Raw genomic sequence first — 26,349 nt, forward strand, 5'->3', positions numbered from 1 at the left:
GCCTCGGACGGGTCACAGCTTGCCGCCCCGCCCGCCGTCGCGCCGCGCGGGCGCGATGAGCGTCGACAGATACGGCAGCGGACCGCCGTCCAGCTCGGCGGCCGGCCGCACCGACTCCTCCGGCAGCCCGAGCGCCGAGCCCCAGACCGCGTCGTCGAGCCGCCCGCTCTCCCGCAGCGCCTCGGCGACCTCGGCCGCCTGCCGGCCGAACTTGTACGCGACGACCGTCCCCGGCCCGTTCAGCGCCTCCTTGAGCACCGCGGCCCCCGCGGTGACCGGCACCAGCGTCAAGGGCTCGGTCCCCTCGGTGAGCACGGCCCCGGAGCGTGCCGCGAGGTCCTGCATGGCGGTGATGCCCGGCACGGTCTCCACCACGGTGCCCGGCACCAGCTCGCCGACGGTCTGCGCGAGATACGTGAACGTCGAGTAGACGTTGGGGTCGCCGATGGTCGCGAAGGCGACGCGGCCGTGCTCCCGCAGCAGCGCGGCCACCCGTTCCCCGGCCGCGTCCCAGGCGGCCTCGCGGCGGGCCCGGTCGGTGCGCTCGTTCAGCGCGAACACGACCCGGACGACCTTCTCCCCGGGGACGTAGTGCAGCACGGTCGCCTCGGCCCGCCCCCGCTCGCCCGTGTCCATCACGGGTACGACGACGACATCGGCCGCCCGCAGGGCGTTCACACCCTTGACGGTCACCAGCTCCGGATCACCGGGACCGACCCCCACCCCGACCAGATGGCTGCTCATGACGTCCGGCACCTCTCCACGAACCGACGGGCGACACCGGGCTCGGACGCCCAGTGCGTGTGCAGATAGCTCGCGTGCACACCGCGCTGTACAAAACCCTCGACGCGCCGCTCGGGCGCGCGCACTCCCCAGGCGGGCGCCGGTCCGGCCCCCGGTTCCACGACGGTCCGGTGGAACTCGTGCCCCCGCATCCGCGTCCCGGCGCCGGCCAGCACGCTGTCGCCGACGGCCACGGCATCCCGGTAGCCGAGCGTGAGCCGCCCGGTCATCCGGGCGGAGGCGTCCAGCACCCCGCACATGGGCTTGCCGTCCAGCTCCCGGCACAGGTAGAGCAGCCCGGCACACTCGGCGGCGACGGGAGCACCGCTCAGCGCCAGTTCGGCGACGGCCTTCCGCAGCGGCTCGTTGGCGGACAGCTCGTCGGCGTACACCTCGGGAAACCCGCCCCCGATCACCAGCCCCCGGGTCCCCTCGGGCAACTCCTCGTCCCGCAACGGATCGAAGGTGACGACCTCCGCGCCGGCGGCGGCAAGCAACTCAGTGTGCTCGGCGTAGGAGAACGTGAACGCAGCCCCACCGGCGACGGCGACACGCGGCGTCAGCTTCCTGCCCGACCGAGTCGGGTGGTGGGTGGGCACAGGCCCGGGGGTCCAGGCGGCGGAGCCCCCTGGCAGAGGCCCGGCGGACCGGGCGAGCATCTCGAGACCGTCCAGATCACACCCGGCAGCCACCTGCGCAGCCATCGCGGCAACAGCGTCAACCGCAGCTGCCCGCCGCTCGGCGACCGGCACCAACCCAAGATGCCGCGACGGCGTATCCACCTGCGGCGCCCGCCGCAGCACACCCAGCACCGGCACCCCGACGGAGTCCAACGCCTCCCGCAACAACCCCTCGTGCCGATCGGACGCGACCTTGTTCAGGATCACGCCCCCGACCCGCACCTCCGGATCCCACGTCACGAACCCGTGCACCAGCGCCGCCACCGACCGCGACTGCGAGGACGCGTCGACCACGAGCACCACCGGCGCCCGCAGGAGCTTGGCGACATGGGCGGTGGACGCCAGCTCGCCTTCCCCGGCGGCCCCGTCGTACAGCCCCATCACGCCCTCGACGACCGCGATGTCGCACCCGCGCGCCCCGTGCAGGAACAGCGGCCCGACCAGCTCGGGACCGCACAGGTACGCGTCCAGGTTCCGCCCCACGCGCCCGGTGGCGAGCGCGTGGTACCCGGGGTCGATGTAGTCGGGACCGACCTTGTGCGGGGACACGGCGAGCCCGCGCCCGGTGAGCGCGGCCATCAGTCCCGTGGCGACGGTGGTCTTGCCGCTGCCCGAGGAGGGCGCGGCGATCACCAGCCGGGGCACGGACGTCACCACTCGATGCCCCTCTGCCCCTTCTGCCCGACGTCCATGGGGTGCTTGACCTTGGACATGTCGGTGACGAGGTCGGCGAAGTCCACCAGCTTCCCGGGCGCGTTCCGCCCGGTGATCACCACGTGCTGGGTGCCGGGACGGTCGCGCAGCACGTCGATCACCTCGTCGGTGTCGACCCACCCCCAGTGCATCGGATACGCGAACTCGTCCAGCACGTACAGCCGGTACGTCTCGGCGGCCAGGTCCCGCTTGACCTGCTCCCAGCCCTCCCGGGCCTTCTCCTCGTTGTCCATCTGGGCGTCCCGCTGGACCCACGACCAGCCCTCGCCCATCTTGTGCCAGTCGACGCTGCCGCCCTGCCCGGAGGCGCCGAGTACCCGCAGCGCGTTCTCCTCGCCGACCTTCCACTTCGCCGACTTGACGAACTGGAACACCCCGATCGGCCACCCCTGGTTCCAGGCGCGCAGGGCCAGCCCGAAGGCGGCCGTCGACTTGCCCTTGCCCACGCCCGTGTGCACGACGACCAGCGGACGATTGCGCCGCTGACGCGTCGTCAGTCCGTCGTCCGGGATCACACTCGGCTGCCCCTGAGGCATTACGCGGCCCTCCTCTGCACGTCCTTCACCAGTCCGGCGATGCTGTCCGCCCGCAGCTCGTCCAGCGTCACCGCCGTGCCGCCCAGCTCGCCCGCGAGCCGCCCGGCCAGCCCCAGCCGCACCGGCCCGGACTCGCAGTCCACGACCACGGACGCGGTCCCCTCGGCCGCGAACAGCCGCGCCGCCCGCCCGGCCAGCGCCACCGGCTCCGGGCCACCGGTGGCCCGTCCGTCGGTCACCACGACGACCAGCGCCCGCCGCGCCGGGTCCCGCAGCCGCTCCACGCGCAGCACCTCGTGCGCCTTGAGCAGCCCGGCCGCCAGCGGCGTACGCCCGCCGGTCGGCAGCGACTCCAGGCGCGCGGCCGCGGCGTCCACCGACGACGTGGGCGGCAGCGCCACCTCCGCCGCCGACCCGCGGAAGGTCACCAGCCCCACCTTGTCCCGCCGCTGGTAGGCGTCGAGGAGCAGCGACAGCACGGCGCCCTTGACCGCGCTCATCCGCTGCCGCGCCGCCATCGACCCGGAGGCGTCCACGACGAACAGCACGAGGTTGCCCTCGCGGCCCTCGCGCGTGGCCTGCCGGAGATCGTCCCGGCGGATCACCAGCCCCGGTCCGGACCGGCCGCGCGCCCGCTGGTGCGGGGCGGCCGCCTGCACGGTCGCCGCCAGATGCAGCTTGGTCAGGGCTCCCCGGGGCCGCCGGGCCCCGGTCGTCCGCCCGTGCTCGGTCCGCGCCCGGGACCGCCGCCCGGCCGCGCCCTCGCCGATGCCGGGCACGCTCAGCACCTTGGTCCGGAACGGCTCGGCGGCGCGTACGGCGGACTGCTCGCCCGCGCCGGACGGCTGCGGTTCGCCGCCCTCCCCGGCCTCGGGGCGCGCTCCGGTGTCACCGCCCTGCGGGGGGATGCCGGGGGCCGGCTCACCGCCGCCACCGCCGGGCCCGTCCGGGCCGGGATCCGGGTCGTCGTCACCCCCGCCGTCGCCCTCGCCGGAGAACTGCTCCAGCGTCTCGTCGAGCTTGTCCTCGTCCAGCCCCGGCGCGTCGAAGGGATTGCGCCGCCGCCGGTGGGGGAGCGCCAGCAGCGCCGCCTGCCGCACGTCCTCCGCGAGCACGTCGGTCCGCCCGGCCCAGGCGGCCAGCGCGGTGGCCGTCCGGGCCATCACGATGTCCGCCCGCATCCCGTCCACCTCGAAGGCGGCACAGGTCGCCGCGATCTGCCGCAGCGCCCCGTCGCCGAGCCGCACCTGCGGCAGCAGTTCCCGCGCCGCCGCGATCCGCGCCCGTACGGCGGCCTCCTCGCCGGCCCAGCGTGCCGCGAAACCGGCCGGATCGTCGTCGTAGGCCAGCCTGCGCCGGACGACCTCCACCCGCTGGTCGGGCTCCCGCGAGGCCGCGACCTCCACCGTCAGCCCGAACCGGTCGAGCAGCTGCGGGCGCAGCTCGCCCTCCTCGGGGTTCATGGTGCCGACGAGCAGGAAACGCGCCGCGTGCCGTACGGAGACGCCCTCGCGCTCGACGTACGAGGCGCCCATCGCGGCCGCGTCCAGCAGGAGGTCCACGAGATGGTCGTGGAGGAGGTTGACCTCGTCGACGTAGAGGATCCCGCGGTGCGCGTCGGCCAGCAGGCCGGGCTCGAACGCCTTCACGCCCTCCGCGAGCGCCCGCTCGATGTCGAGCGCGCCGACCAGCCGGTCCTCGGAGGCGCCGACGGGCAGCTCGACCATCCGCGCCGGACGCGACTCGAACGCCCCCGTCCCGTGCGGGCCGTCCGGGCAGCCGGGGTCGGGCGAGGCGGGATCACAGGAGAAACGGCACCCGGAGACGACGTCCACCTCCGGCATGAGCGCGGACAGCGCCCGTACGGCCGTGGACTTGGCGGTGCCCTTCTCACCGCGCACCAGCACGCCGCCGACCGCCGGTGAGACGGCGTTCAGCAGCAGCGCGAGCCGCAGGTCGTCCTGGCCGACGACGGCCGTGAACGGGAACGGGGTACTCACTTGTCGTCGCCCTCCGAGTCGCCTTCGAGGTCGCCTTCGAGTTCCAGGTAGGTGGCGCGCAGCCGCTCCAGCGTCGACGCGTCCGGTTCGGCCCACAGGCCGCGGTCGGCCGCCTCCAGCAGCCGTTCGGTGATGCCGCGCAGCGCCCAGGGGTTGGACTTCTTCATGAAGTCCCGGTTCTCCGGGTCGAAGACGTACTCGGCGCTGAGCTTCTCGTACATCCAGTCGTCGACGACCCCGGCCGTGGCGTCGTACCCGAACAGGTAGTCCACGGTGGCCGCCATCTCGAAGGCGCCCTTGTAGCCGTGCCGCCGCATCGCCGCCATCCAGCGGGGGTTGACCACGCGGGCGCGGAAGACGCGGTGGGTCTCCTCGCCCAGGGTGCGGGTCTTCACCTGGTCCGGGGTGGCCGAGTCACCGACGTACGCCTCGGGGCTCGCCCCCGTCAGATGCCGCACCATCGCGACCATGCCGCCGTGGTACTGGAAGTAGTCGTCCGCGTCCACGAGATCGTGCTCCCTCGTGTCCACGTTCTTCGCCGCCACCGCGATCCGCCGGAACGCCGCCTCCATGTCGCCGCGCGCCGCCCGCCCGTCGAGCCCGCGCCCGTAGGCGTAACCGCCCCACACCGCGTACACCTCGGCGAGGTCCGCGTCGGAGCGCCAGTTGCGGGCGTCGATCAGCGGCAGCAGACCGGCGCCGTACGCGCCCGGCTTGGAGCCGAACACGCGCGCCGTGGCCCGGCGCCGGTCACCGTGCTCGGCGGTGTCCTCGTCGGCGTGCGCGCGGACGTAGTTCTGCCCGGCGGGCTCGTCCAGCTCCGCCACCGCCCGCACCGCGTCGTCGATCAGCCCGACGACGTGCGGGAACGCGTCCCGGAAGAAGCCCGAGATACGCACCGTGACGTCGATGCGCGGCCGGCCCAGCTCCTCCAGGGGCACGACCTCGAAGCCGGTGACCCGGCGCGAGGCGTCGTCCCAGACGGGACGGCAGCCCAGCAGCGCCAGGATCTCGGCGATGTCGTCGCCCTGGGTGCGCATGGCCGAGGTGCCCCAGACCGTCAGGCCGACGGACTTCGGGTACTCACCGGTGTCGCTCAGGTACCGCTGCACCAGCGACTCCGCCAGCGACTGCCCCACCTCCCAGCTCAGCCGGGACGGGATCGCCTTCGGGTCGACGGAGTAGAAGTTCCGGCCGGTCGGCAGCACGTTGACCAGTCCACGCGTCGGCGAGCCGGACGGACCGGCCGGCACGTAACCGCCGTCCAGGGCCCGCAGGATGTGCCCGATCTCGTCCGTGGTCCGGGCGAGCCGCGGCACGACCTCCGTGCAGGCGAACTCCAGCACGGCCACCGCGTCGGGCAGTTCGGTGCCCAGCACCTCGCGCACCAGCCCCGGTACGGCCGCGGTGTCCCACGCCCGGGCCTCCATCCCCTCCGCGATCCGCCGGCACAGCTGCTCCAGCAGGTCGATCGCGTCGGCGGCCGAACGCGCCGGGCCGTCCACCAGGTCCGTCAGCTCCACCGGCACCTTCACCGGGGCGCCCGGCTCGGCCAGCAGCTCCTTCTCCACCAGCCCGAAGTGCCCGGCCAGCGAGGCCCGCAGCCCCGGCAGCGCGTTCGCCTGCCCGCCCCACACCTGGGACGCGCGCAGCACCGCCAGCACCAGGTTCACGCGGGGCTCGCCGACCGGACCGCCGCCCAGGACGTGCAGGCCGTCGCGGATCTGCACGTCCTTGATCTCGCACAGATAGCCGTCGATGTGCATGACGAACTCGTCGAACTCGTCGTCGTCCGGCTGGTCGTCCACGTGCAGGTCGTGGTGCAGCTCGGCGGCCTTGACCAGGGTCCAGATCTGCGCGCGGACCGCCGGCGCCTTCGCCGGGTCCAGGTCGGAGACCAGCGCGTACTCGTCGAGCAGCTGCTCCAGCTTGGCCAGGTCGCCGTAGGTGTCGGCGCGGGCCATCGGCGGCACCAGGTGGTCGACCACCGTCGCGTGCCCGCGCCGCTTGGCCTGGGTGCCCTCGCCGGGGTCGTTGACGATGAACGGGTAGATCAGCGGCAGGTCGCCGAGGACCGCGTCCGGCGCGCACCCGGCGCTCAGCCCGAGCCCCTTGCCCGGCAGCCACTCCATCGTGCCGTGCTTGCCCATGTGCACGATCGCGTCGGCGCCGAAACTGTTCTCCAGCCACCGGTAGGCCGCCATGTAGTGGTGCGACGGCGGCATGTCGGGGTCGTGGTAGATCGCGATCGGGTTCTCGCCGAAGCCGCGCGGCGGCTGGATCATGACGACGACGTTCCCGAACTGGAGGGAGGCCAGCACGATGTCGTCGCCGTCGACGTACAGCGAGCCCGGCGGCTCCCCCCACGCCTCGGTCATCGCCTCCCGCAGCTCCGGGTCCAGCTTCCCGAACCACGCCCGGTAGTCCGCCAGCGGCACCCGCGCGGGCGCGGCGGCCAGCTGCTCCTCCGTCAGCCACTCCACGTCGTGGCCGCCGGCCTCGATCAGCCGGTGGATCAGCTCGTCACCGCCGGAGGGGTACTCGGTGAGCGCGTACCCGGCGTCCCGCAGCGCGTCCAGGACCCGCACCGCGGACGCCGGCGTGTCGAGCCCCACCGCGTTGCCGACCCGGGAGTGCTTGGTCGGGTACGCGGTGAAGACGAGCGCGATCCTCTTCTCCGCGTTCGGCTTGTGCTTCAGCCGGGCGTGCCGTACGGCGATCCCCGCGACCCGGCGGGCCCGCTCCGGGTCGGCCACGTACACCGGAACGTCGTCCGGGCCCTGCTCCTTGAAGGAGAACGGCACGGTGATCAGGCGGCCGTCGAACTCCGGGATCGCGACCTGCATCGCCGCGTCCATGGGGGACAGGGCGGCGTCCGACTCCTCCCACGCACCCCGCGAGGAGGTCAGGCAGAGCCCTTGCAGCACAGGGATGTTCAGATCGGCCAGCGCACCGATGTCCCACGCCTCCTCGTCGCCGCCCGCCGACGCCTGCGAGGCGTGCGTGCCGCCGGCCGCGAGGACGGTGGCGACCAGCGCGTCGGCCCGGCCCAGCAGCTCGTACAGCCCGGCGTCCGCGCCGCGCAGCGAACCGCAGTACACGGGCAGGGCGTTGGCGCCGTGCGCCTCGATCGCGTCGCACAGCGTGTCGACGAAGGCGGTGTTGCCGCTCAGCTCGTGGGCGCGGTAGAAGAGCACGCCGACCGTCGGGCGGCCCTCCTGGACGGTCCGGGAGCCGTGGACGCCGTACTCGGGCATCTTCCGCGGCTCGTCGAAGCCCTCGCCGGTCAGCAGCACCGTGTCGGACAGGAACCGCGCCAGCTGCGTGAGGTTGGCCGGCCCGCCCTCGACGAGGTAGCGCAGCGCCTCCGCGACGACCCCGGCCGGCACCGACGACTCGGCCATCAGCTCCGCGTCCGGCACGGACTCCCCGCCGAGCAGCACGGTCGGGACGCCGGACGCCTTCAGCGCGGCGAGCCCGTCCTCCCAGGCGCGCTTGCCGCCCAGCAGCCGTACGACGGCGATGTCCGCGCCCTCGACGAGGGCCGGCAGCTCCTCGCGGACGTCGACCCGGGTCGGGTTGCCGATCCGGTAGGCGGCGTCCGACGCGCGGGCCGCCAGCAGGTCCGTGTCGGCGGTCGACAACAACAACACTGTGCTCATGCGGGCGCTCCCGGTGGAATGAAGGGCAGTCCTTGCGGCGCGCCGGACTCGATGAGCCGCCACAGCGCGTCGGTGTCCGCGTGCTGTTCGATCAGGTCGCCGAGCCGGTCGAGCTGCTCCTCGCGCAGCGCGGCGAACGAGGTGCCGGGAGCCGGCACGAAGCGGCGGCCCGCGGCGGCGGCCACCTCGCGCAGGAAGGCCCGCCGGAAGCCGTCCGACTCCAGCGAACCGTGCCAGTGCGTGCCCCAGGTCTGGCCGACCCGGCAGCCGTCCAGGAAGGCTTCCCCGCCCAGGACCTCGGCGACCCCGTGGTGGATCTCGTAGCCCTCGACGCGCTCGCCGAGGGCCTCGCCGACGGGCCGGGTCAGGGTCTTCTCACGGGCGAACCGCACCCGCACGGGCAGCAGGCCGAGCCCGTCGACGTGCCCGCGGCGGCTCTCGACGTCGTCCTCGATGTGCTCGCCGAGCAGCTGGAAGCCGCCGCAGACGCCGAGTACGGGCCGGCCGTCGGCGGCCCTGCGCGCGATCGCGTCGGCCAGCCCCCGCTCCCGCAGCCACTCCAGCGCCCGGACCGTCCCCCGCGTCCCCGGCACCACCACGAGATCCGCGTCGGCCAGCTCCTCCGGCCGGTCCACGAACCGCACCACGACACCCGGCTCGGCGGCCAGCGCGTCCACGTCCGTGAAGTTGGACATCAGCGGGACGGCGCAGACGGCGACCCGGAGCACGTCCTCGCCGACGGGCGGCGCGACCACCGACTCCCGGACGGCACCGCGCAGCGACACCCGCAGCCCGTCCTCCTCGTCGATGCCGAGGCCGTGCCGGAAGGGCAGGACGCCGTACGTCCGCCGCCCGGTCAGCCCGTGCAGCATGTCGATCCCGGGTTCCAGCAGTGACACGTCCCCGCGGAACTTGTTGACCAGGAACCCGGCGACCAGTGCCTGGTCCTCGGGCGACAGCAGCGCCACCGTCCCGAAGAACGAGGCGAACACGCCCCCGCGGTCGATGTCGCCGACCACCAGGACGGGGAGCCGGGCGCCCCGGGCGATCCCCATGTTCACGATGTCGGTCCGGCGCAGGTTGATCTCGGCCGGGCTGCCCGCCCCCTCGCAGATCACCGCGTCGTACGTGCCGCGCAGCTCGGCCAGGCAGTCGAGCACCGTGCCGAGCAACCGCTGCTGCCGCCCGCCGTGGTAGCCGCGGGCGCTCAGCTCGCCCACCGGCTTGCCCAGCAGCACGACCTGGCTGCTCTGCTCGCCGCCCGGCTTGAGCAGCACCGGGTTCATCAGCGCGGTCGGCTCGACGCGGCACGCCTGTGCCTGCATGGCCTGCGCCCGCCCGATCTCGGCGCCCTCGCGGGTCACGAAGGAGTTGAGGGACATGTTCTGCGCCTTGAAGGGCGCCACCTTGACGCCCTGCCGCACCAGCCACCGGCAGATCCCGGCGGTGACGACGCTCTTGCCCGCGTCGGAGGTGGTGCCGGCGACGAGGAGACCACCGTTCATGACGTACGTCCTCTCTTCCCGTTCCGGGCCGCGGTGCCCGCGAGCAGCCGCGCGCCTGCGCACACGCCCAGCGCGAGCCAGCTCACACGCCGGGAGAGCCGTACGGCCCGGTCGATGTCGTCGACGCGGACGGCGCGCCCCGCCGCCGCGCCCAGCACGGGCCGGTGCTCCACCCGCCCGCCGTAGGAGAGCGTTCCGCCGAGCCGGACGCCCAGGGCGCCCGCGAACGACGCCTCCACCGGCCCGGCGTTGGGGCTCGGGTGCTTCGCGGCGTCGGCCCGCCAGGCCCGTACGGCACCCCGGGGGCTGTCTCCGGCCGCGGCGGCCAGGACGGCGGTGAGCCGCGCGCCCGGCCAGCCCGCGACGTCGTCGAGGCGGGCGGAGGCCCAGCCGTAGCGCCGGTGCCGGGGCGACTTGTGGCCGACCATGGCGTCCAGGGTGTTCACGGCGCGGAAGCCGAGCAGCCCCGGCACACCGCCCACGGCACCCCACACCAGGGCGCCCACGACCGCGTCGGAGGTGTTCTCGGCGACGGACTCCACGACCGCCCGGGCGATGCCGTCGGCGTCCAGCGCCTGCGGGTCCCGCCCGCACAGGTGCGGCAGCCGTTCCCGGGCGGCCTCGACGTCCCCGGCGCGAAGCGCCCGGCCGATGGCGCGGGCCTCGCGGGCGAGCGAGGTACCGCCGACGACGGACCAGGTGGCGGCGGCGGTCAGCGCGACGGAGGCGGCGGGGGAGGGGCGCACGGCGCGGGCGGCGACGGCCCCGACGGCGACGGCGCCACCGGCGCACACGGCGGTGTGCAGCGCGCCCCAGCCCCGGTGGTCACGCCACAGCACCCGTTCCACGGCACCGGCGGCACGGCCGAACGCGGCGACCGGGTGTCCGCGGCGCGGATCGCCGAGGAGGAGGTCACCGAGGAGGCCGGCGGCGGCGCCGTACGCGAAGACGCGTTCGGCACGCATGGGAGCTCAGCCGGTCACGCGGTCAGGGAGGAACCTGTCACGGAACGTCGTTCGGCAGCCGAGCATCGCGTTATGTCCTCACTCAGGGTGTCCACGCCCTGGTTCGACGAGACCGGCGGTGAGAGTTCCTGGCTCCCGGGGTCTGACCCCCGGTCACAGTGGCGGGACCGCGCCGGATTCGCACCGGGCTTCCTCTCCTGCCGCCGTACATGGCTCCGGAAGTCCACCACGGCCCGCGAACACCCGTCAACTTGCCGTTGACCTGCGAGGGGGGAGTGTGCGGAGGCCCACAAGGAAGCGGGGTGCGGGACGGTGTTCCGTCCCGCACCCCGCGGATGTCCGTGTGCCGTCGCCCGGTCAGGCGACGATCAGGTAGATCCCGTACGCCACCGCCGCCGCGCAGGCCGCGAAGCAGGCGTACGCGCCGGTGACCGCGAGCGCGGCGGAGCCGCCCTGGGCGGCGGCCCGCTCCTGGCGGGAGAGGCCGGCGATGCCGAGGGTGAACAGGGCCACCAGGCCGACGGTGACCACGAGGCTGACCCCGAAGACGGAGCCGAGGGCTGCCCAGTCGATCTTCATGCTGGTTCTCTTCCTTCGTACCCGGGGCGCGGGCTCAGACGGTGGTGGCGGCCGACGGGGCCTTGGCGTCGTCGGGTGCGGAGGCCGGGGCCGGGACGGTGGCCGTCAGCTCCTCGGTGGTGCCCGCCGGGGGCGGGGTCACGGCGGCGATCGCGGTGGTGACCACGCCGGCCGGCTCCGTCTCAGGCGTGTCGTCGCCGTTGACGTTGGTGTGGTCGACGACCTCGCGGCGGGAGATCTTCCAGATCGCGGCGCTGGAGGCGACCAGGAAGACCGCGACGAGCGCCGTGCCCCAGTCGCCGAAGCCGCAGATCCACTCGGCGATCGCGGCGACCAGCGCCGCGGCCGGCAGGGTCAGACCCCAGGCGACGAACATCCGGGTGGCCGTGGACCAGCGGACCACGCCGCCCTTGCGGCCGAGGCCCGCGCCCATCACGGCACCGGAGACCGAGTGCGTGGTGGAGAGGGAGAAACCGAGGTGGGAGGAGGCCAGGATGACCGTGGCGGCGCTGGTCTGGGCGGCGAAGCCCTGCTGCGGCTGGAGGTCGGTCAGGCCCTTGCCCATGGTGCGGATGATGCGCCAGCCGCCGAGGTAGGTGCCGAGCGCGATGGCGAGGCCCGCGGACAGGATGACCCACATGGGCGGGTCGGAGTCGGGGGCGAGGGCGCCGCCGGCGACCAGGGCGAGGGTGATGATGCCCATCGTCTTCTGGGCGTCGTTGGTGCCGTGGGCCAGCGAGACGAGCCCGGCGGAGGCGATCTGCCCGGCGCGGTAGCCCTTCGCGGCGGCCTTGCCGTCGGCCTTGCGGCCGAGCGTGTACGTCAGCCGGGAGGCGAGCATCGCCGCGACGCCGGCGACGATCGGGGCGGCGATCGCCGGGAGGAGCACCTTGGTGACGAGCACGTCACCGTGGACGGCGCCGACGCCGGCCGAGGCTATGGCGGCGCCGATCAGGCCGCCCATGAGGGCGTGCGAGGAGCTGGACGGCAGACCGACCAGCCAGGTGAGCAGGTTCCAGAGGATCGCGCCGACCAGGGCGGCGAAGATGACCTCGGGACGGATGCCGGTCTCGTCGACGAGACCCTTGGAGATCGTGTTGGCGACCTCCACCGAGAGGAAGGCGCCGACAAGGTTCAGGACGGCGGACATGGCCACCGCCACCTTGGGCTTGAGCGCACCGGTCGAAATGGTCGTTGCCATCGCGTTCGCGGTGTCGTGGAAACCGTTCGTGAAATCGAACGCGAGTGCGGTTACCACCACAATCGCGAGGATCAGCGAGAAGCTTTCCATTTACCCAGGCAATCGTTCGAGGTCATTGGCTGGACGAACGTAGGTAACCAGGGTGAACGGAAGGTGAACTGGGAGGGGCTTGGCGATGGCCGGAAGCGGGGTCGCCGCCCCCGTATGTCGCGCTCCGTTTCCGGCCGTCGCGCTGCGTCTCCGGCGGGGCCCCGAAACCCGGCCCGGGACCGGGTCAGGCGCCCCGGGCGAACCTCCGCAGCCGGTCCGGCGACCCGTTGAAGAGATTCTGGTCACCCGGCAGGCTGCCCGCGTTGTCGTACTGCCAGAAGGTCCAGGCCGACCAGCCGGCCGGCAGCTCCCCCGGGGCGGACGCGTCGTAGCGGGCGATCCACAGGGCGTGATCCGCGGCGAAGGCGCGGCTGCCGCCGGTGCAGGTGTTCCACCAGTGCGTCGTGGTGTAGATCACCGGGCGGCGGCCCGTGAGCCGTTTCACCTCGTCGCTGAACGACCGTATCCAGCCGGTCATGGCCGTTCCGCTCAGGCCGTAGCACTTCCGCTTCTTGTCGTACGGGTTGTACTCGATGTCGAGCGCGGGCGGCAGCGTCCGGCCGTCCGCGGTCCAGCCGCCGCCGTTGCGGACGAAGTGGCGGGCCTGCGTCCGGCCCGGCGACCTGTCCGGCAGGGCGAAGTGGTACGCGCCGCGGATCAGCCCCGCCTCGCGCGAGTCGGTGTACTGCCGGCCGAAGTACGGGTTGCGGTAGGTGTGGGACTCGGTGGCCTTGACGTAGACGAATGTCGCGCCCCGGGCCTTCGCGCGGCGGAAGTCGACGGTCTTCTGGTGGGACGAGACGTCGTGCCCCTGGGGCCGGCCGCCCGCCGCCGAGGCGGCCGGTGCCTCGGCGAGCGCGGTTCCCCCGAGTGCGAGTGCCGCCGCCAGGGCCGCGACGAGGTGGCCGCGACGGCGGGACGGTATGTGATCACTGGCCATGCTTTCCCCCGGAATGATCCCCCAAAATGGCAACGTGCATGACAAAACGAGCCGGAGGGAGCGTATCGGAAGATCCTTGAACGCTCATCGATCTCCGGCCAAGGAGCGGACGAGGGGTGAAATATGGCGATACGCCCCCTGCCGGAGCCGGGGCTTCCGGCCTACAGTGCGCCCGCCCGGCGGCACCTCCGCCCCGTGGCTGGCAGGATCGCCGCACGGCCGGGCAGTGCCGGGACGGCGGGGGCGCACGGGGCGCCCGGGAGAAGGGAGAGGTCGTGGAGGAGTCGCGGGGGAGGCGTGTGCGCGACGAGGAGGCGCGGGCCTGGGAGGCGCTCGTGGCGACGGCCCGGCGCACGGTGTCCGACGGGCTGGTGGTCGGCACGTCCGGCAACGTCTCGGTGCGCGTCGGCGACACGGTGCTGGTCACCCCGTCGGGCGTGCCCTACGACCGGCTGGGCGCCGACGACGTGACCGCGGTCGATCTCGACGGACGGCAGGTGGCCGGCGTGCTGGTGCCGACCAGCGAACTGCCCATGCATCTCGCCGTGTACCGCACCACCGACGCCCGCGCCGTCGTCCACACCCACGCCGTGCACGCGACCGCCGTCTCGACGCTCGTCCGTGAGCTCCCGCTGGTCCACTACATGGCCGCCGCGCTCGGCGGTCCTGTCCGGGTTGCCCCCTATGCGGCATACGGCAGTGACGAGTTGGCCGAGAACATGCTCCAGGCCCTCGCCGGCCGCTCCGGCTGCCTCCTGCAGAACCACGGCACCCTCACCCACGGCGCCTCCCTCGACCAGGCCCTGGACCGCACCGCCCAGCTGGAGTGGATGTGCCGCCTGTGGCTGACGGCCTCCTCGGTACCGGGCCTCACCCCGTCGCTGCTGACGGAGGAACAACTGGCAGAGGTCACGGCCCGGCTCCGCGGCTACGGCCAACCGCACTGACCGGCCACCCACCCCACCCCGCCGCCGGCCGCCCTCCGGACAGACCATGCAGCAGAGCCCCGGACACCGGCGCCGACACGCGACTACCACCCGCTGCCGGGCCGACCGGTTCCGCCGGAGGGGCTGATACGGGCGCAGCGCCGGACGGCCAGGTGCCGGCGGTGCGCGGCTGCCACCTGCTGTCGGGCGCAACCGTATTGCTCCCGACGGTGCGGTTGCGGGCCGCAGCGTCCGGGGCGCCGGTCCTGGCGCCGGCGGCGGTGCGCGGGTGCCGCCCGCTGCCGGGCCGGCTGGTTCCGCCCGACGGGCTGGGTGCAGTGCCGGGTCGCGGGGCGGCTAGGTGCCGGTGGTGCGTGGCTGCCGCCTGGTGTCGGGCGTAATCGATTCCCCGCGACGGGCGGATGCGGCGCGGTGTCCGGGGCGCCGGTCCTGGCGCCGGCGGCGGCGCGCGGGTGCCGCCCGCTGCCGGGCCGGCCGGTTTGCGCCCGGCGGGCTGATGCGGGCGAGGAGTCCCGGACTCCGGCGGCGCGCCGCCGCCTGTGGCCCGCCGCCGGGTGTCATCGGGTCGTCCGGATGGGCCGGGCCGGCTTCCGCTCGGCCGGTGTCGTCGGCGGACGTTCGCCTGCTCGGTGAGTACGGGGACGGACCGTTCGGCCGAGCGTGCGTGCCCCCGGAACCGGAGGCTGCGGGGAAGACGGGAAGCGGGCCCCGCCCGACCGGGCGCCGTCGGGGCGGGCGGGTCTCCGTCCGGACCCGGTGTCACCCCCGGTCGCCCGCCCACTGGCCGCCCCCGCACTCGACCAGGACACTGGCCCCATGCGCACTGTCACAGCAACGGCCGCCGCCGTCGGCGCAGCCCTGGCAGCCGGCGCTGCAAGCGTCGCCGCCGGCCGGCTCGCCGGCGACGCCGCGCTCAAGGCGTCCCCCGGCCGGCCCCTGCCCACCGAACCCCGGCTCACCGTGCACGGCACCGCCGCCGGGCAGATCACCCTCACCCGGGACCTGGCCGCGCTGCGCCCAGGCCGCTACGGGCTCTCCGGCGACGGCTCCCACGCGATCGTCGGCCCCGTCCTGAGCGCCCCGCAGCAGTCGGCCGACACCGTCGTACGCCGCCTGGAGGCCGTCACCCACGGCACCTTCGCCGCCGGCGACCGGGCGTGGCTCACCCCGAACCTCTACGTCGGCACCCCGCGCACCGCCCTCGGCCTGGACCACGTCGACGTGGAGATCCCCGGCGAGCTCGGACCGCTCCCGGCCTGGTTCCTGCCCGGCGCCCGCAGCACCTGGATCATCGCCGTGCACGGCCTGGCCGCGACCCGCGAACACGCCATGAACCTGATGGTCCCCCTGAACCGCCGGCACCTCCCCGTGCTGGCCCTCGCCTACCGGGGCGACCAGGGCGCCCCCCGCTCGCCGGACGGCCTGCAGCACTTCGGCGAGACGGAGTGGCCCGACGTGGACGCCGCCGTCCGCTACGCCCTCGACCACGGCGCCCGTCACGTCGTCCTGCTCGGCTGGTCCACCGGGGCCACCATGGCCCTGCGCACCGCCGCCCTCTCGGAGGTCCGCAACCGCATCGCCGGCCTCGTCCTGGACTCCCCGGTACTCAACTGGGAGGCCACCCTCCGCGCCCTGGCCGCCGCCCGGCGCACCCCCGGCGCACTCCTGCCGCTCGCCGTCCGCGCCGCCCAGGGCCGCGCCGGACTGCACGCCGACCGCGAGGACGGCACCGGCGACCGCTACCGCCCGAAGATCCCGACCCTGGTCTTCCACGGCCCGGACGACGAGGTGGCGCCCTGGCGGTACTCCCGCCACCTCGCCGACACCGACCGCCTCGTCGCCCTGCACCCGGTCGAGGGAGCCCCGCACTCCGCCATGTGGAACGCCGACCCGGACCGCTACGAGGAGACCCTGCGCCGCTTCCTGACCCCGCTGGTGTGACCCCCGCCCGAACCCGCGCCGCCGGTTCCGTTTCGCGGCCGGACCGATGGCCTGATCCGATGCCCGGACAGCCCGCCGGGCCTCCTCGCCCACCGCCCACGCCGCCCGTCATGTCATTCCGTTTGGGTTTTCGGACCGTCAACCGGAAGACTGCACCCGTGACGTCCCGTATCCCGCGCGACTCCAGGCTTCGACTCGTCCGCCCGCGACCCCTGGCCGCCGCCCCCAGAGCGATGAACCAGCGGCGCCCGCGCCGCACCGCGCCGCACCCCCCGGAGGGCACACCGGCACGATCGGAACTGGCCGGAATGGCACGCTCCGGCCTGGCCGGCGCGGCCCGCGTGGCCCGCTGGGCCGATGCCGCCCTCGGCCCCGGCCGCGACGCCGCGACCGCCGACGGCAAGGCCACCCTCTCCGACGCGACCGCCGCCCGCGCCGCCCGCGAACTCGGCCTGACCGTGGACCGCGTCCGCGCCGACTGGGACACCGCCCGCCTCGCCGGACTGGTCGAGGTGCACGGCGGCAGCGCCCGGCCCGGCTGGCGGCTGCGCGCCTGGGACCGCGACGACAGCGCCGTACTGCGCGGCTGGGTCGCCCTCTTCGACGCCTGGTCGCTGGCCCACCCGGAGCCCGCCGGCCACGAACCGGCCGCCGTCGCCGAGGTCGTCTCGGCCATGCCCCAGGTGCTCTCCTTCCTCCAGCTGTCCGCCGGACCCGTCCCCGTGGCCCAGCTCCTCGACCTGCTTCAGCAGCGGGTCACCGAACTGCGCACCGAGCGCTGCGAGATCCCCTACGGCCCCCGGCCGGAGCCGGTCCCGCAGCCACGGCCCGACGACACCACCGCGCTCGCCCCGCTCCTCGACTGGGCCCTGCACGCACTGGCCTCCGTCGGCGCCCTCACCTGCGGCGACGGACAGGCCACGCTCACCCCGCTCGGAAGCTGGGCCGTCTGGGTCAAGCTGGAGCAGATCTGCGTGGCCGCCCAGAGCCCCGCCGGGAACATCGAGCAGTCGGCCGAGGACATGCTCCGCGGCTGCGCCCAGCTCCGCCCGAACGCGGCCCGCGCCGAGTACCGCGCCTGGCTCGCCGCCCGCCCCGTCGGCAGCGCCGTCACCGAGCTGCTCGCCGCCGCCCGCGGCGAGGACGCCCTGCTGCGCGGCCTCGCCTTCGAGGCGCTGCGCGTCGTCGGCGCCCCCGCCGAGCCCGACGTCCGCGCCGTGCTGGAGGAGCCGACGCTGCGGCCGTACGCCCTGCTGTGGCTGGCCGAGCACGACGGGGCCGACCCGGAGGACGCCCACGCGGTCCTCACCCGGCACGAGGCCACCTGGCTGTGGGTCGACACCGCCGCCGCCGTCGCCGACCACGGCGAGGCCCCGCTGCTGGTGAGGCACCTGGAGTCCGCCGTGCAGCCCACCGTCCCCGCGCTGCTGGACGAGGTCCGGGCCGTCGGACACCCCCGCACCGTGCAGGTCCTGGTGGCACTCGCCGCCGCGCACCCCGACCCGGCGCTCGCCAAGGCCGTACGCCGGGCCGCCTTCCAGGTGCACACGGGGGGCAGCTGACCGTGCCCGGCGCTCAGGCGCGGATCTCGGGCGCGTAGGTGCCGAAGCTCCAGATGTTGCCCTCCAGGTCCCGGGCCATGTAGTCCCGAGAGCCGTAGTCCTGGTCGGTCGGCGGCATCAGGATCTCCGCGCCGTGCTCCACCGCCCGCCGGTGGTGTGCGTCGACGTCCTCCACGACGACGTACACCCCCGTCGGACCCGCGCTCTTCATCACCTCGTCGAAGCGGCCGCCCGTGCCCTTCGAGCCGAGCATGACCGCCCCGTTGCCCTGGGCCAGCTCGGCGTGCGCCACCGTGCCGTTCTCACCCTCGTACACGGCGAGTTCCGTGAATCCGAAGGCCTGGGTGAGCTGCCGCACGGCGGCCTTGGCGTCCGCGTACAGCAGCGTCGGGTAGATGCTCGGACGACCGGTGTCCGTGCCTGCCATGCCGATCACTCCTTCGTGAGCCGGTACCGGGGTCGGGCCGGGTGCCGGAATGTCCGCAAATCCGGCCCGTCGCTCAGTGTGGCACCCGTCACTGACAACACCCGTGACCCGCGATGTCGAACACGGGACCCTCGAACAGGGGCCACCGAACACCGGAACGCAGAAAAAGTGGTTGCACGGCACCGTTAGACTGGCCCCATGGCCATTCTCCTCGCGCATTAGACGGCGGGAACGTCCTCAAGCCGTCCGTCCCGCCACCCACCCGCCCAGGAGTCTGTCCGTGATCTCCGCCTCCGGCATCGAGCTGCGCGCCGGTGCCCGCGTCCTCATCGAGTCCGCCACCTTCCGTGTCGCCAAGGGCGACCGCATCGGCCTGGTCGGCCGCAACGGCGCCGGGAAGACCACCCTCACCAAGGTCCTCGCCGGCGAGGGCATCCCCGCCGCGGGCACCGTCACCCGCTCCGGCGAGGTCGGCTACCTCCCGCAGGACCCGCGCACCGGCGACCTCGACGTGCTCGCCCGCGACCGCGTCCTGTCCGCGCGCGGCCTCGACGTCCTGATCCGCAAGATGCGGGAGAACGAGCAGCGCATCGCCAACGGCACGGGCGCCACCCGCGAGAAGGCGCTGCGCCAGTACGAGCGCCAGGAGACCGAGTTCCTCACCAAGGGCGGGTACGCCGCCGAGGCCGAGGCCGCCACCATCGCCGCCGCGCTCAACCTGCCCGACCGGGTGCTCGGCCAGCCCCTGCACACGCTCTCCGGCGGTCAGCGCCGCCGCATCGAGCTGGCCCGCATCCTGTTCTCGGACGCGGACACCCTGCTGCTCGACGAGCCGACCAACCACCTGGACGCCGACTCGATCCTCTGGCTCCGCGACTACCTCAAGACCTACCGCGGCGGCTTCATCGTGATCAGCCACGACGTCGACCTGGTCGAGACGGTCGTCAACAAGGTGTTCTACCTGGACGCCAACCGCTCCGTGATCGACGTCTACAACATGGGCTGGAAGCTCTACCAGCAGCAGCGCGAGGCCGACGAGAAGCGCCGCAAGCGCGAGCGCGCCAACGCCGAGAAGAAGGCCGCCGCGCTCAACGCCCAGGCCGACAAGATGCGCGCCAAGGCCACCAAGACGGTCGCCGCGCAGAACATGGCCCGCCGCGCGGAGAAGCTGCTGTCCGGCCTGGAGGAGGTCCGCCAGTCCGACAAGGTCGCCAAGCTCCGCTTCCCGGAGCCCGCGCCCTGCGGCAAGACCCCGCTGACGGCCGAGGGCCTGTCGAAGTCGTACGGCTCGCTGGAGATCTTCACCGACGTCGACCTGGCCATCGACAAGGGCTCCCGCGTCGTCATCCTCGGCCTCAACGGCGCCGGCAAGACGACCCTGCTCAGGCTCCTGGCGGGGGTCGAGCAGCCGGACACCGGAGCCGTCGTCCCCGGCCACGGCCTCAAGCTCGGCTACTACGCCCAGGAGCACGAGACCCTCGACCCGGACCGCACGGTGCTGGAGAACATGCGCTCCGCCGCGCCCGACATGGACCTCGTCGAGGTCCGCAAGGTGCTCGGCTCGTTCCTGTTCTCCGGCGACGACGTCGACAAGCCGGCCGGTGTCCTCTCCGGCGGCGAGAAGACCCGTCTGGCCCTCGCCACCCTCGTGGTGTCGTCGGCGAACGTGCTGCTGCTCGACGAGCCGACCAACAACCTCGACCCGGCCAGCCGCGAGGAGATCCTCGGCGCGCTGCGCACCTACAAGGGCGCGGTCGTGCTGGTCACCCACGACGAGGGCGCCGTCGAGGCGCTCCAGCCGGAGCGGATCATTCTGCTCCCGGACGGTGTCGAGGACCTGTGGGGCGCCGACTACGCGGACCTCGTCGCCCTGGCTTGATCGAACGGATGATCCACTGAGTATGGATCATTCGGCCGATCCGTGATCCATCATCTGTGTGAGATCTCCTCATCATGAGGTGTGTCCTACACGGATTTTCCGGCCGGACCCTCATGTCGCGAGGGTCCGGCCGTCGCGCCTTTCTGACCTGGAACTTCTCCGGGGAACCCGTTCGGTGGTACGGACGCGAACCTGCGGAATCAGATGTTCCGTATGTGGGGACCCGCTCCCGTCGTCACAACCTTGTCTCACGGACCTTGCCGAATGGGTGGCCATGAGGCCCGGGAGGGGTGATCATGAGGAGACCAGAGCGCACTTCCCATGAGGAGGCACGGGTGGCCGAGACTCTGAAGAAGGGCAGCCGGGTGACCGGCGCCGCGCGCGACAAGCTCGCGGCAGACCTGAAGAAGAAGTACGACGCCGGTGCGAGCATCCGGGCGTTGGCCGAGGAGACCGGCCGCTCGTATGGCTTCGTGCACCGCATGCTCAGCGAGTCGGGCGTCACGCTCCGAGGGCGTGGCGGGGCGACGCGGGGCAAGAAGGCCTCTTCGGCCTGACCCCGGGCGGCCCCTCGGCTCCGATGGTGGCCACCCGGTCGGTCGGCCGACCGGTCGGGTGGTTACTGTGCAGTCACTTAGCTGTGCCGCAGGACGGCGTTCACGCCGGCGTACGGCACGGAGGACGACCGCACCCACCGGAGGCGCCCCATGGCCACGCCCGCTCAAGACCTCGACCCCGTACTCGACAAGGACGGCGTGCGGCTCACCGTGGACGACGCGATCGCCACGGTGACGCTGACCAACCCGGCCAAGCGCAACGCGCAGAGCCCCGCCCTGTGGCGGGCACTCACCGAGGCCGGGCGGCTGCTGCCGGGCTCCGTCCGGATCGTCGTGCTGCGGGCCGAGGGCAAGTCCTTCTCGGCCGGGCTCGACCGGCAGGCGTTCACGCCCGAGGGCTTCGACGGCGAACCGTCGTTCATCGACCTCGCGCGGGGCGGTGACGCCGAGCTGGACGCGACCATCGCCGAGTACCAGGAGGCGTTCACCTGGTGGCGGCGCAGCGACATCGTGTCGATCGCCGCCGTGCAGGGGCACGCCATCGGGGCCGGCTTCCAGCTTGCCCTCGCCTGTGACCTGCGTGTGGTCGCGGACGACGTGCAGTTCGCCATGCGTGAGACCAGCCTCGGCCTCGTACCCGACCTGACCGGCACGCACCCGCTGGTCTCCCTGGTCGGCTACGCCCGCGCGCTGGAGATCTGCGCGACCGGACGTTTCGTCATGGCCGAGGAGGCGGTGAGCACCGGCCTGGCGAACCTCGCCGTGCCCGCCGGCCAGCTCGACGGCGCCGTGCACGACCTGGCGTCGGCGGTCCTGGCCGCGCCGCGCGACGCGGTGATCGAGACCAAGGCGCTGCTCCAGGGTGCCCAGAACCGGGACTACGAGTCCCAGCGGTCCGCCGAACGGGCCGCCCAGGCCCGCCGACTGCGGGACCTGGCCGGACTCGGCGAGTAGAAACCCCGGCCCCGAAGAGCTGACCGCCGCGCCCCCACACCCCACGACCGGCGCACGCGCCGACCCGGGCACGAGGAACGTCCGCCGAGGCGACCGCCGTTGCCGGGGCTTCGCGGGCGGGTGCGGATCCGCCCGGGTGCGGGAGCTTCCGTCCGAAGGGGCGTGCGCCGGTGCCGATGGTGCGCGGCTGCCGTCTGCTGTCGGGCGCAACCGATTCCCCCTGACGGACGGACGCGGGCACAGCGTCCGGGTCGCCGGTCCGGGCACCGGCGGCGGTGCGCGGCCGCCGGCGGTCGTTGCCGCCGGGGCGGCTTTGCGGACGGGCGTGTGCCTGGCCGGACGCGGAGCTGCCGTGGAATGGGCAGGTCCCACGCGGTCCGAGGGCGGTATCGCGGACGGCGTGCCGGGCCGGGCCGGGTCGGCGCGAGGTGAACCGTGGGGACGGACCCGCGCCGGTCAGATGATCGCCGTCACCAGTACCGCCACCGACGGGTGGTCCGGCAGGGCGTCCGACACCGCCGTGCGGACCTGCCGGGCCACCTCCACGGTCCGGTGGCCCGCGCCCACCGCGAGTTCCAGCCGGACATGCCGGCGTGGCAGGGCCGCCTCCCCCGGAAGCTCCGTGATGTGGACCGGGTGGCCCAGCACGTCCGTGAGCCGGGCCACCCCCGCGACCGCCAGCGCGGCCTCGGCCGCGCGGCCCTCGTCGCCACCGCCCGGTGCCACGGCCCGGACCGCTTCCGAGTCCCGCACGGGGGCCGGCTCCGCGTCGGCGTCCAGCAGGTCCGACACCCGCAGGTCGACTTCCGTGACCGTCAGGCCGAGCCCGCGCGTCGCGGCCGCCGCCAGGGCGGCGCGCAGCCGCCCCGCCGTCGCCGGCAGCGGCTCCGACGCGGTGGCCGCGAAGTCGGCCGTCACGCGCAGCGGACCCGGCGGCAGGGCACTCGGCGGCGGCGGAACGGCGGGAGCCTCCTCCGCCTCCGGGGCGGCGGGCGCGATGCGCAAACGGCCCATCGACACACCCCCGACCTCGCGGGCGGCGCTCAACAGCGCCGCACGCGCCGCCCGCTCGGCGATCCACGCCCCGTCCCCCGGTCCGCCCAGCGGCAGCAGCCTGCCGAGCCCCAGTTGCCTCCGCACCGTCTGCGTCCACCGGTCCGCCGTCGTCATTCCTCCAGCCTGCCGCATCCCCGGCGCGTGACGGCGCAACCCGGCTTACGGTGGTCGCAGGACGACGACCGAGAGGGACGTACGGCGATGAGTGAGATGGCGGAGCGGAATCGGCAGGGACAGGACACGACGGAGAGCCCGGTTCTGGGCAAGGGACAGCCGACCCGACGCGGTGGGGGAGACCCCGGGACCCGGGGGCGGACCACCATCGCCGACGGCGTCGTCGAGAAGATCACCGGAATGGCCGCGCGTGACGTCGTCGGCGTCTACGCGATGGGCAGCGGACTGTCGCGCACCTTCGGAGCCATGCGCGAGCGGGTGCCCGGTGGCGCGAAGTCGGTGACGCGCGGGGTCAAGGCCGAGGTCGGCGAGAAGCAGACGGCGCTCGATCTGGAGATCGTCGTCGAGTACGGCGTGTCGATCGCCGACGTCGCCCGTGACGTACGGGAGAACGTGGTGGCGGCGGTCGAGCGGATGACCGGCCTGGAGGTGGTCGAGGTCAACATCGCGGTGAGTGACGTCAAGCTCCCCGACGAGGAGGAAGAGGAGCCGGAGCCGCGGATCCAGTGACGTGACGGAGACGGAGACGGAGACGGACGGGAGCGCACCATGAGCATGGCCCTGGCCGGCATGATCGCCGGTATGGCGCTGGGCTTCGCCGGGTATTTCGGCGGGTTCGGGGCCTTCCTGCTGGTGGCGGCCCTGGGCGCCGTCGGGTTCGTCGTCGGCCGGTTCCTGGAGGGGGACTGGGAACTCGGCGACTTCTTCCACACCCGCGGCGACCGGCGGCGGTGACCGGCGTGAGCGGTGGAGCCGACGAGCTCCGCGAAACCCCGACCGTGGTGCCGCCGGGCGAGCGCGGCGCCACGCGGATCGCCGACCGGGTGGTCGCCAAGGTCGCCGCCCAGGCGGCACGGGAGGCGGTGGGCGGCCTGCCGCCGGACGCGGCACGCCCGCACGCCACCGTCGTCGTCCACCACGACACCGCCCGCGTCCGCGTCCACCTGGAACTCGACTACCCCTGCGACATCGGCGCCCGCTGCCGGCAGGTGCGTCACCGGGTCGTCCACCGGGTAAGCGCATTGGCGGGCATGGCGGTGCCGGAGGTCGTCGTCCAGGTGGAGCGGCTGCACTTGGCGGCGGAGTACGGCGCGAAGCAGGGGAGGACGCGATGAGCGAGCCCCAGGAGACCGCGGGCGGGACCCGGCGGTCGCCGGTGATGGAGCGGGAGACCGGCCCCGGGACCCCCGGCGAGCCGCCCGTGCCCCTGCTCGACGGCCCCCGCGGGCGGGCCGGCCGCTTCTGGTCGGCGCGCCGCGTACCGGCCGGTCTGGTCGCGCTGCTCCTCCTGGTCGTCGCGGGCGCCTTCCTCTACGACGTCGCCGCCGTGCGGGCCGGCCGCTCCTCCCTCGCCTGGCGCCGGGAACTGGCCGGGCAGCTCGCCCGGCGGCCCCTCGACGACACCTGGGTGCTGGCCGGCGCGGGCGTCGCGGCGGCCCTCGGGCTCTGGCTGTTCCTGCTGGCCCTCACGCCCGGCCTGCGCACACTGCTGCCGATGCGGCGCACCCACCCCGACGTGCGCGCCGGACTGCACCGGGCCGCCGCCGCCATGGTGCTGCGGGACCGGGCCATGGAGGTCTCCGGGGTGCAGTCGGTGCGGGTGCGCATGCGGCGCGCGAAGGCCCGTGTGCGCGCGGTGGCGCACTTCCGCGAACTGGACGACGTACGCGCCGATCTGGACACCGTGCTGGACGAGGCGGTGCGCGGACTGGGGCTGGCCCGGCCGCCCGCCGTGTCCGTCCGGGTGGCACGGCCGGGCCGGAAGGGGTGAGGGCGGTGCTCAGGACCGTCAACCGTGTGCTGCTCGGGCTGGTGGGCCTCGTCCTGCTCGCCCTCGGCGGCTCGGTGCTGGCCATCGGCCTCGGCACCCCCGCACCCTCCTGGTGGATCCACGACGGCCGCCACGACGTGCTGCTCGGCGACGCCGAGCGGACCCGGTGGCGGGACGCCGGCTGGTGGTGGCCGGCCGTCATCGCCGCACTGGCCGTCCTGCTGCTGCTCGCCCTGTGGTGGCTGGTGGCGGTGCTGCGCCGGCGACGGCTCGCCGAGGTCCTCGTCGACACCGGCGACGGCGAGGGCGCGCTGCTGCGCGGCCGGGCCCTGGAGAGCGTCCTCACCCAGGAGGCGGACCGGGTGGACGGCGTCGAAGCGGCGAAGGTACGGCTCACCGGACGGCGCCGTGCCCCGCGGACCCGGGTGGGGCTGCGGCTGGAACCCCACGTCGACCCCGGTACGGCGCTCAACGAGCTCACCACCCGCGCCCTCGCCCACGCCCGGGACTCGGCGGGCCTCGCCGCCCTGCCGGCCGAGGTGCGGCTCCGGGGCGTCAGACACCGGGCCGAGCGGGTCACCTGATCCCCGCCCGAGGAGCGGACGGCACGGGTCCCACGGCGTGCGGAACCCGTGCCGCCGCCTCCAGAACCCGTGCCGCCCCCGCGTCTAGAACCCGTGCCGCACCCCGCCGTCCACCGGCAGCATGATCCCCGTCAGGTACGAGGCCGCGGGGGACAGCAGGAACGCCGCCGCGCGGCCGAACTCGTCCGGCGTGCCGTAGCGGCGCAGCGGAATGCGGGACTCCGACGCCGTCCTGGTCGCCTCCGGGTCGGCCGACAGCCCGTCCAGTTCGCGCACGCGGTCGGTGTCGATGCGGCCGGGCAGCAGACCGACGACGCGGATGCCGCGCGGGCCCAGCTCGTCGGCCAGGGACTTGGCGAAGCCGGCGAGCCCCGGCCGCAGGCCGTTGGAGATGGTCAGGCCCGGGATGGGCTCGTGCACCGAACCCGACAGCACGAAACCGATGACCCCGCCCTGCTCCAGCTCCCCGGCGGCGGTACGGGCGAGCCGCACCGCACCGAGGAACACCGACTCGAACGCGGACTGCCACTGCGCGTCGGTGTTGTCGGCGACGAAGCCGGGCGGCGGGCCGCCGACGCTGATCAGCACGCCGTCGAAGCGGCCGAAACGGTCCCGGGCGGCCGCGATCAGCCGGCCCGCGGCCTCGGGGTCCGCGTTGTCGGCGGCGACCCCGACGGCGTTCGGGCCCAGCTCGGACGCGGCGTCGGCGGCGCCCTTCTCGTCCCGTCCCGTGACGACGACCTTCGCGCCGTCGGCGACCAGTTCGCGCGCGGCGGCGTTGCCCAGGCCACGGGTGGCTCCGGTGACGACGTACACCCGGTCCTTCAGTCCAAGATCCATGG

Annotated in this window: 24 protein-coding genes and 1 riboswitch; of the genes, 11 read left to right on the plus strand and 13 right to left on the minus strand. The window is 74.2% G+C overall.

Annotated features, from left to right (window positions below; all coding sequences use genetic code 11):
* Positions 1 to 12: 12 nt before the first annotated feature.
* The 10 genes from cobI to H0H10_RS17580 form a co-directional block, all read right to left on the minus strand.
* Entirely contained in the window at positions 13 to 744 is a 732-nt protein-coding gene (gene cobI / locus H0H10_RS17535; RefSeq protein ID WP_188181924.1) for a precorrin-2 C(20)-methyltransferase, read from the minus strand.
* Positions 741 to 2,120 carry a cobyrinic acid a,c-diamide synthase CobB gene (locus tag H0H10_RS17540; RefSeq protein ID WP_188181925.1) on the minus strand — a complete coding sequence of 460 codons (1,380 nt, stop codon included), beginning with the start codon at positions 2,118 to 2,120 and terminating at the stop codon, positions 741 to 743. The genes cobI and H0H10_RS17540 overlap by 4 nt, the downstream gene beginning before the upstream one ends.
* Positions 2,114 to 2,713, minus strand: a complete 600-nt coding sequence (gene cobO, locus H0H10_RS17545; RefSeq protein WP_188181926.1) for a cob(I)yrinic acid a,c-diamide adenosyltransferase — start codon at positions 2,711 to 2,713, stop codon at positions 2,114 to 2,116. The genes H0H10_RS17540 and cobO overlap by 7 nt, the downstream gene beginning before the upstream one ends.
* On the minus strand, positions 2,713 to 4,713 hold the full coding sequence (locus H0H10_RS17550; RefSeq protein ID WP_188181927.1) for a putative cobaltochelatase: 2,001 nt from the start codon (positions 4,711 to 4,713) through the stop codon (positions 2,713 to 2,715). The genes cobO and H0H10_RS17550 overlap by 1 nt, the downstream gene beginning before the upstream one ends.
* Positions 4,710 to 8,375: a cobaltochelatase subunit CobN gene (cobN, locus tag H0H10_RS17555; RefSeq protein WP_188181928.1), complete on the minus strand. Its 3,666-nt coding sequence runs from the start codon at positions 8,373 to 8,375 to the stop codon at positions 4,710 to 4,712. The genes H0H10_RS17550 and cobN overlap by 4 nt, the downstream gene beginning before the upstream one ends.
* Positions 8,372 to 9,880, minus strand: a complete 1,509-nt coding sequence (locus H0H10_RS17560; RefSeq protein ID WP_188181929.1) for a cobyric acid synthase — start codon at positions 9,878 to 9,880, stop codon at positions 8,372 to 8,374. The genes cobN and H0H10_RS17560 overlap by 4 nt, the downstream gene beginning before the upstream one ends.
* Positions 9,877 to 10,845, minus strand: coding sequence for a cobalamin biosynthesis protein (locus H0H10_RS17565; protein ID WP_188181930.1), 969 nt, complete (start codon positions 10,843 to 10,845; stop codon positions 9,877 to 9,879). The genes H0H10_RS17560 and H0H10_RS17565 overlap by 4 nt, the downstream gene beginning before the upstream one ends.
* 103 nt (positions 10,846 to 10,948) lie before the next feature.
* Positions 10,949 to 11,088, minus strand: a riboswitch (cobalamin riboswitch).
* A 114-nt stretch (positions 11,089 to 11,202) separates the two neighbouring features.
* On the minus strand, positions 11,203 to 11,424 hold the full coding sequence (locus H0H10_RS17570; RefSeq protein WP_188181931.1) for a hypothetical protein: 222 nt from the start codon (positions 11,422 to 11,424) through the stop codon (positions 11,203 to 11,205).
* A 34-nt stretch (positions 11,425 to 11,458) separates the two neighbouring features.
* Entirely contained in the window at positions 11,459 to 12,715 is a 1,257-nt protein-coding gene (locus H0H10_RS17575) for an inorganic phosphate transporter (RefSeq protein WP_188181932.1), read from the minus strand.
* Between the two features lie 184 nt (positions 12,716 to 12,899).
* Positions 12,900 to 13,655 (minus strand): lysozyme, encoded by a 756-nt coding sequence (locus tag H0H10_RS17580; protein ID WP_188181933.1) that lies wholly within the window; start codon positions 13,653 to 13,655, stop codon positions 12,900 to 12,902.
* Positions 13,656 to 13,930: 275 nt separating this feature from the next.
* Here H0H10_RS17580 and H0H10_RS17585 point away from each other — a divergent pair, with 275 nt between their 5' ends.
* From H0H10_RS17585 to H0H10_RS17595, 3 genes are all read left to right on the plus strand, one after another.
* Positions 13,931 to 14,602, plus strand: coding sequence for a class II aldolase/adducin family protein (locus H0H10_RS17585; RefSeq protein WP_188181934.1), 672 nt, complete (start codon positions 13,931 to 13,933; stop codon positions 14,600 to 14,602).
* 816 nt (positions 14,603 to 15,418) lie between these two features.
* Complete coding sequence (locus tag H0H10_RS17590; RefSeq protein WP_188181935.1) at positions 15,419 to 16,543, plus strand: alpha/beta hydrolase family protein; 1,125 nt, start codon at positions 15,419 to 15,421, stop codon at positions 16,541 to 16,543.
* Between the two features lie 158 nt (positions 16,544 to 16,701).
* Positions 16,702 to 18,105, plus strand: a complete 1,404-nt coding sequence (locus H0H10_RS17595) for a hypothetical protein (protein WP_188181936.1) — start codon at positions 16,702 to 16,704, stop codon at positions 18,103 to 18,105.
* A gap of 13 nt (positions 18,106 to 18,118) precedes the next feature.
* Here H0H10_RS17595 and H0H10_RS17600 read toward each other — a convergent pair whose 3' ends face one another.
* Entirely contained in the window at positions 18,119 to 18,532 is a 414-nt protein-coding gene (locus tag H0H10_RS17600; RefSeq protein ID WP_188181937.1) for a VOC family protein, read from the minus strand.
* Positions 18,533 to 18,812: 280 nt separating this feature from the next.
* On the opposite strand from H0H10_RS17600, the gene H0H10_RS17605 reads away from it, so the two are divergent.
* From H0H10_RS17605 to H0H10_RS17615, 3 genes are all read left to right on the plus strand, one after another.
* Positions 18,813 to 20,411 (plus strand): ABC-F family ATP-binding cassette domain-containing protein, encoded by a 1,599-nt coding sequence (locus H0H10_RS17605; protein WP_188181938.1) that lies wholly within the window; start codon positions 18,813 to 18,815, stop codon positions 20,409 to 20,411.
* A gap of 335 nt (positions 20,412 to 20,746) precedes the next feature.
* Positions 20,747 to 20,968: a helix-turn-helix domain-containing protein gene (locus H0H10_RS17610; protein ID WP_030404458.1), complete on the plus strand. Its 222-nt coding sequence runs from the start codon at positions 20,747 to 20,749 to the stop codon at positions 20,966 to 20,968.
* A gap of 150 nt (positions 20,969 to 21,118) precedes the next feature.
* Positions 21,119 to 21,922 carry an enoyl-CoA hydratase/isomerase family protein gene (locus H0H10_RS17615; protein WP_188181939.1) on the plus strand — a complete coding sequence of 268 codons (804 nt, stop codon included), beginning with the start codon at positions 21,119 to 21,121 and terminating at the stop codon, positions 21,920 to 21,922.
* A gap of 456 nt (positions 21,923 to 22,378) precedes the next feature.
* Here the strand turns inward: H0H10_RS17615 and H0H10_RS17620 are convergent, their stop codons facing one another.
* Entirely contained in the window at positions 22,379 to 23,092 is a 714-nt protein-coding gene (locus H0H10_RS17620) for a nucleopolyhedrovirus P10 family protein (RefSeq protein ID WP_188181940.1), read from the minus strand.
* Between the two features lie 87 nt (positions 23,093 to 23,179).
* On the opposite strand from H0H10_RS17620, the gene H0H10_RS17625 reads away from it, so the two are divergent.
* Genes H0H10_RS17625 through amaP form a run of 5 tightly spaced genes read left to right on the plus strand, consistent with a single transcriptional unit; the run spans position 23,180 to position 25,507 of the window.
* Positions 23,180 to 23,662 carry an Asp23/Gls24 family envelope stress response protein gene (locus H0H10_RS17625; protein WP_188181941.1) on the plus strand — a complete coding sequence of 161 codons (483 nt, stop codon included), beginning with the start codon at positions 23,180 to 23,182 and terminating at the stop codon, positions 23,660 to 23,662.
* A 39-nt stretch (positions 23,663 to 23,701) separates the two neighbouring features.
* The gene (locus H0H10_RS17630; protein WP_188181942.1) at positions 23,702 to 23,887 is read left to right on the plus strand and encodes a hypothetical protein; all 186 of its coding nucleotides are present in this window, start codon (positions 23,702 to 23,704) and stop codon (positions 23,885 to 23,887) included.
* The gene (locus tag H0H10_RS17635; RefSeq protein WP_188181943.1) at positions 23,884 to 24,267 is read left to right on the plus strand and encodes a hypothetical protein; all 384 of its coding nucleotides are present in this window, start codon (positions 23,884 to 23,886) and stop codon (positions 24,265 to 24,267) included. Before H0H10_RS17630 ends, H0H10_RS17635 begins: the two co-directional genes overlap by 4 nt.
* Positions 24,264 to 24,923, plus strand: coding sequence for a DUF6286 domain-containing protein (locus tag H0H10_RS17640; protein WP_188181944.1), 660 nt, complete (start codon positions 24,264 to 24,266; stop codon positions 24,921 to 24,923). The genes H0H10_RS17635 and H0H10_RS17640 overlap by 4 nt, the downstream gene beginning before the upstream one ends.
* On the plus strand, positions 24,920 to 25,507 hold the full coding sequence (gene amaP / locus H0H10_RS17645) for an alkaline shock response membrane anchor protein AmaP (protein ID WP_188181945.1): 588 nt from the start codon (positions 24,920 to 24,922) through the stop codon (positions 25,505 to 25,507). Before H0H10_RS17640 ends, amaP begins: the two co-directional genes overlap by 4 nt.
* 84 nt (positions 25,508 to 25,591) lie before the next feature.
* On the opposite strand, the gene H0H10_RS17650 is transcribed toward amaP, so the two are convergent.
* Positions 25,592 to 26,347 carry an SDR family oxidoreductase gene (locus H0H10_RS17650; RefSeq protein ID WP_188181946.1) on the minus strand — a complete coding sequence of 252 codons (756 nt, stop codon included), beginning with the start codon at positions 26,345 to 26,347 and terminating at the stop codon, positions 25,592 to 25,594.
* Between the last annotated feature and the right edge of the window lie 2 nt (positions 26,348 to 26,349).

Origin of the sequence: Streptomyces griseicoloratus (genome assembly GCF_014534645.1) — a bacterium.
GTDB classification, from domain to species: Bacteria; Actinomycetota; Actinomycetes; order Streptomycetales; family Streptomycetaceae; genus Streptomyces; species Streptomyces griseicoloratus.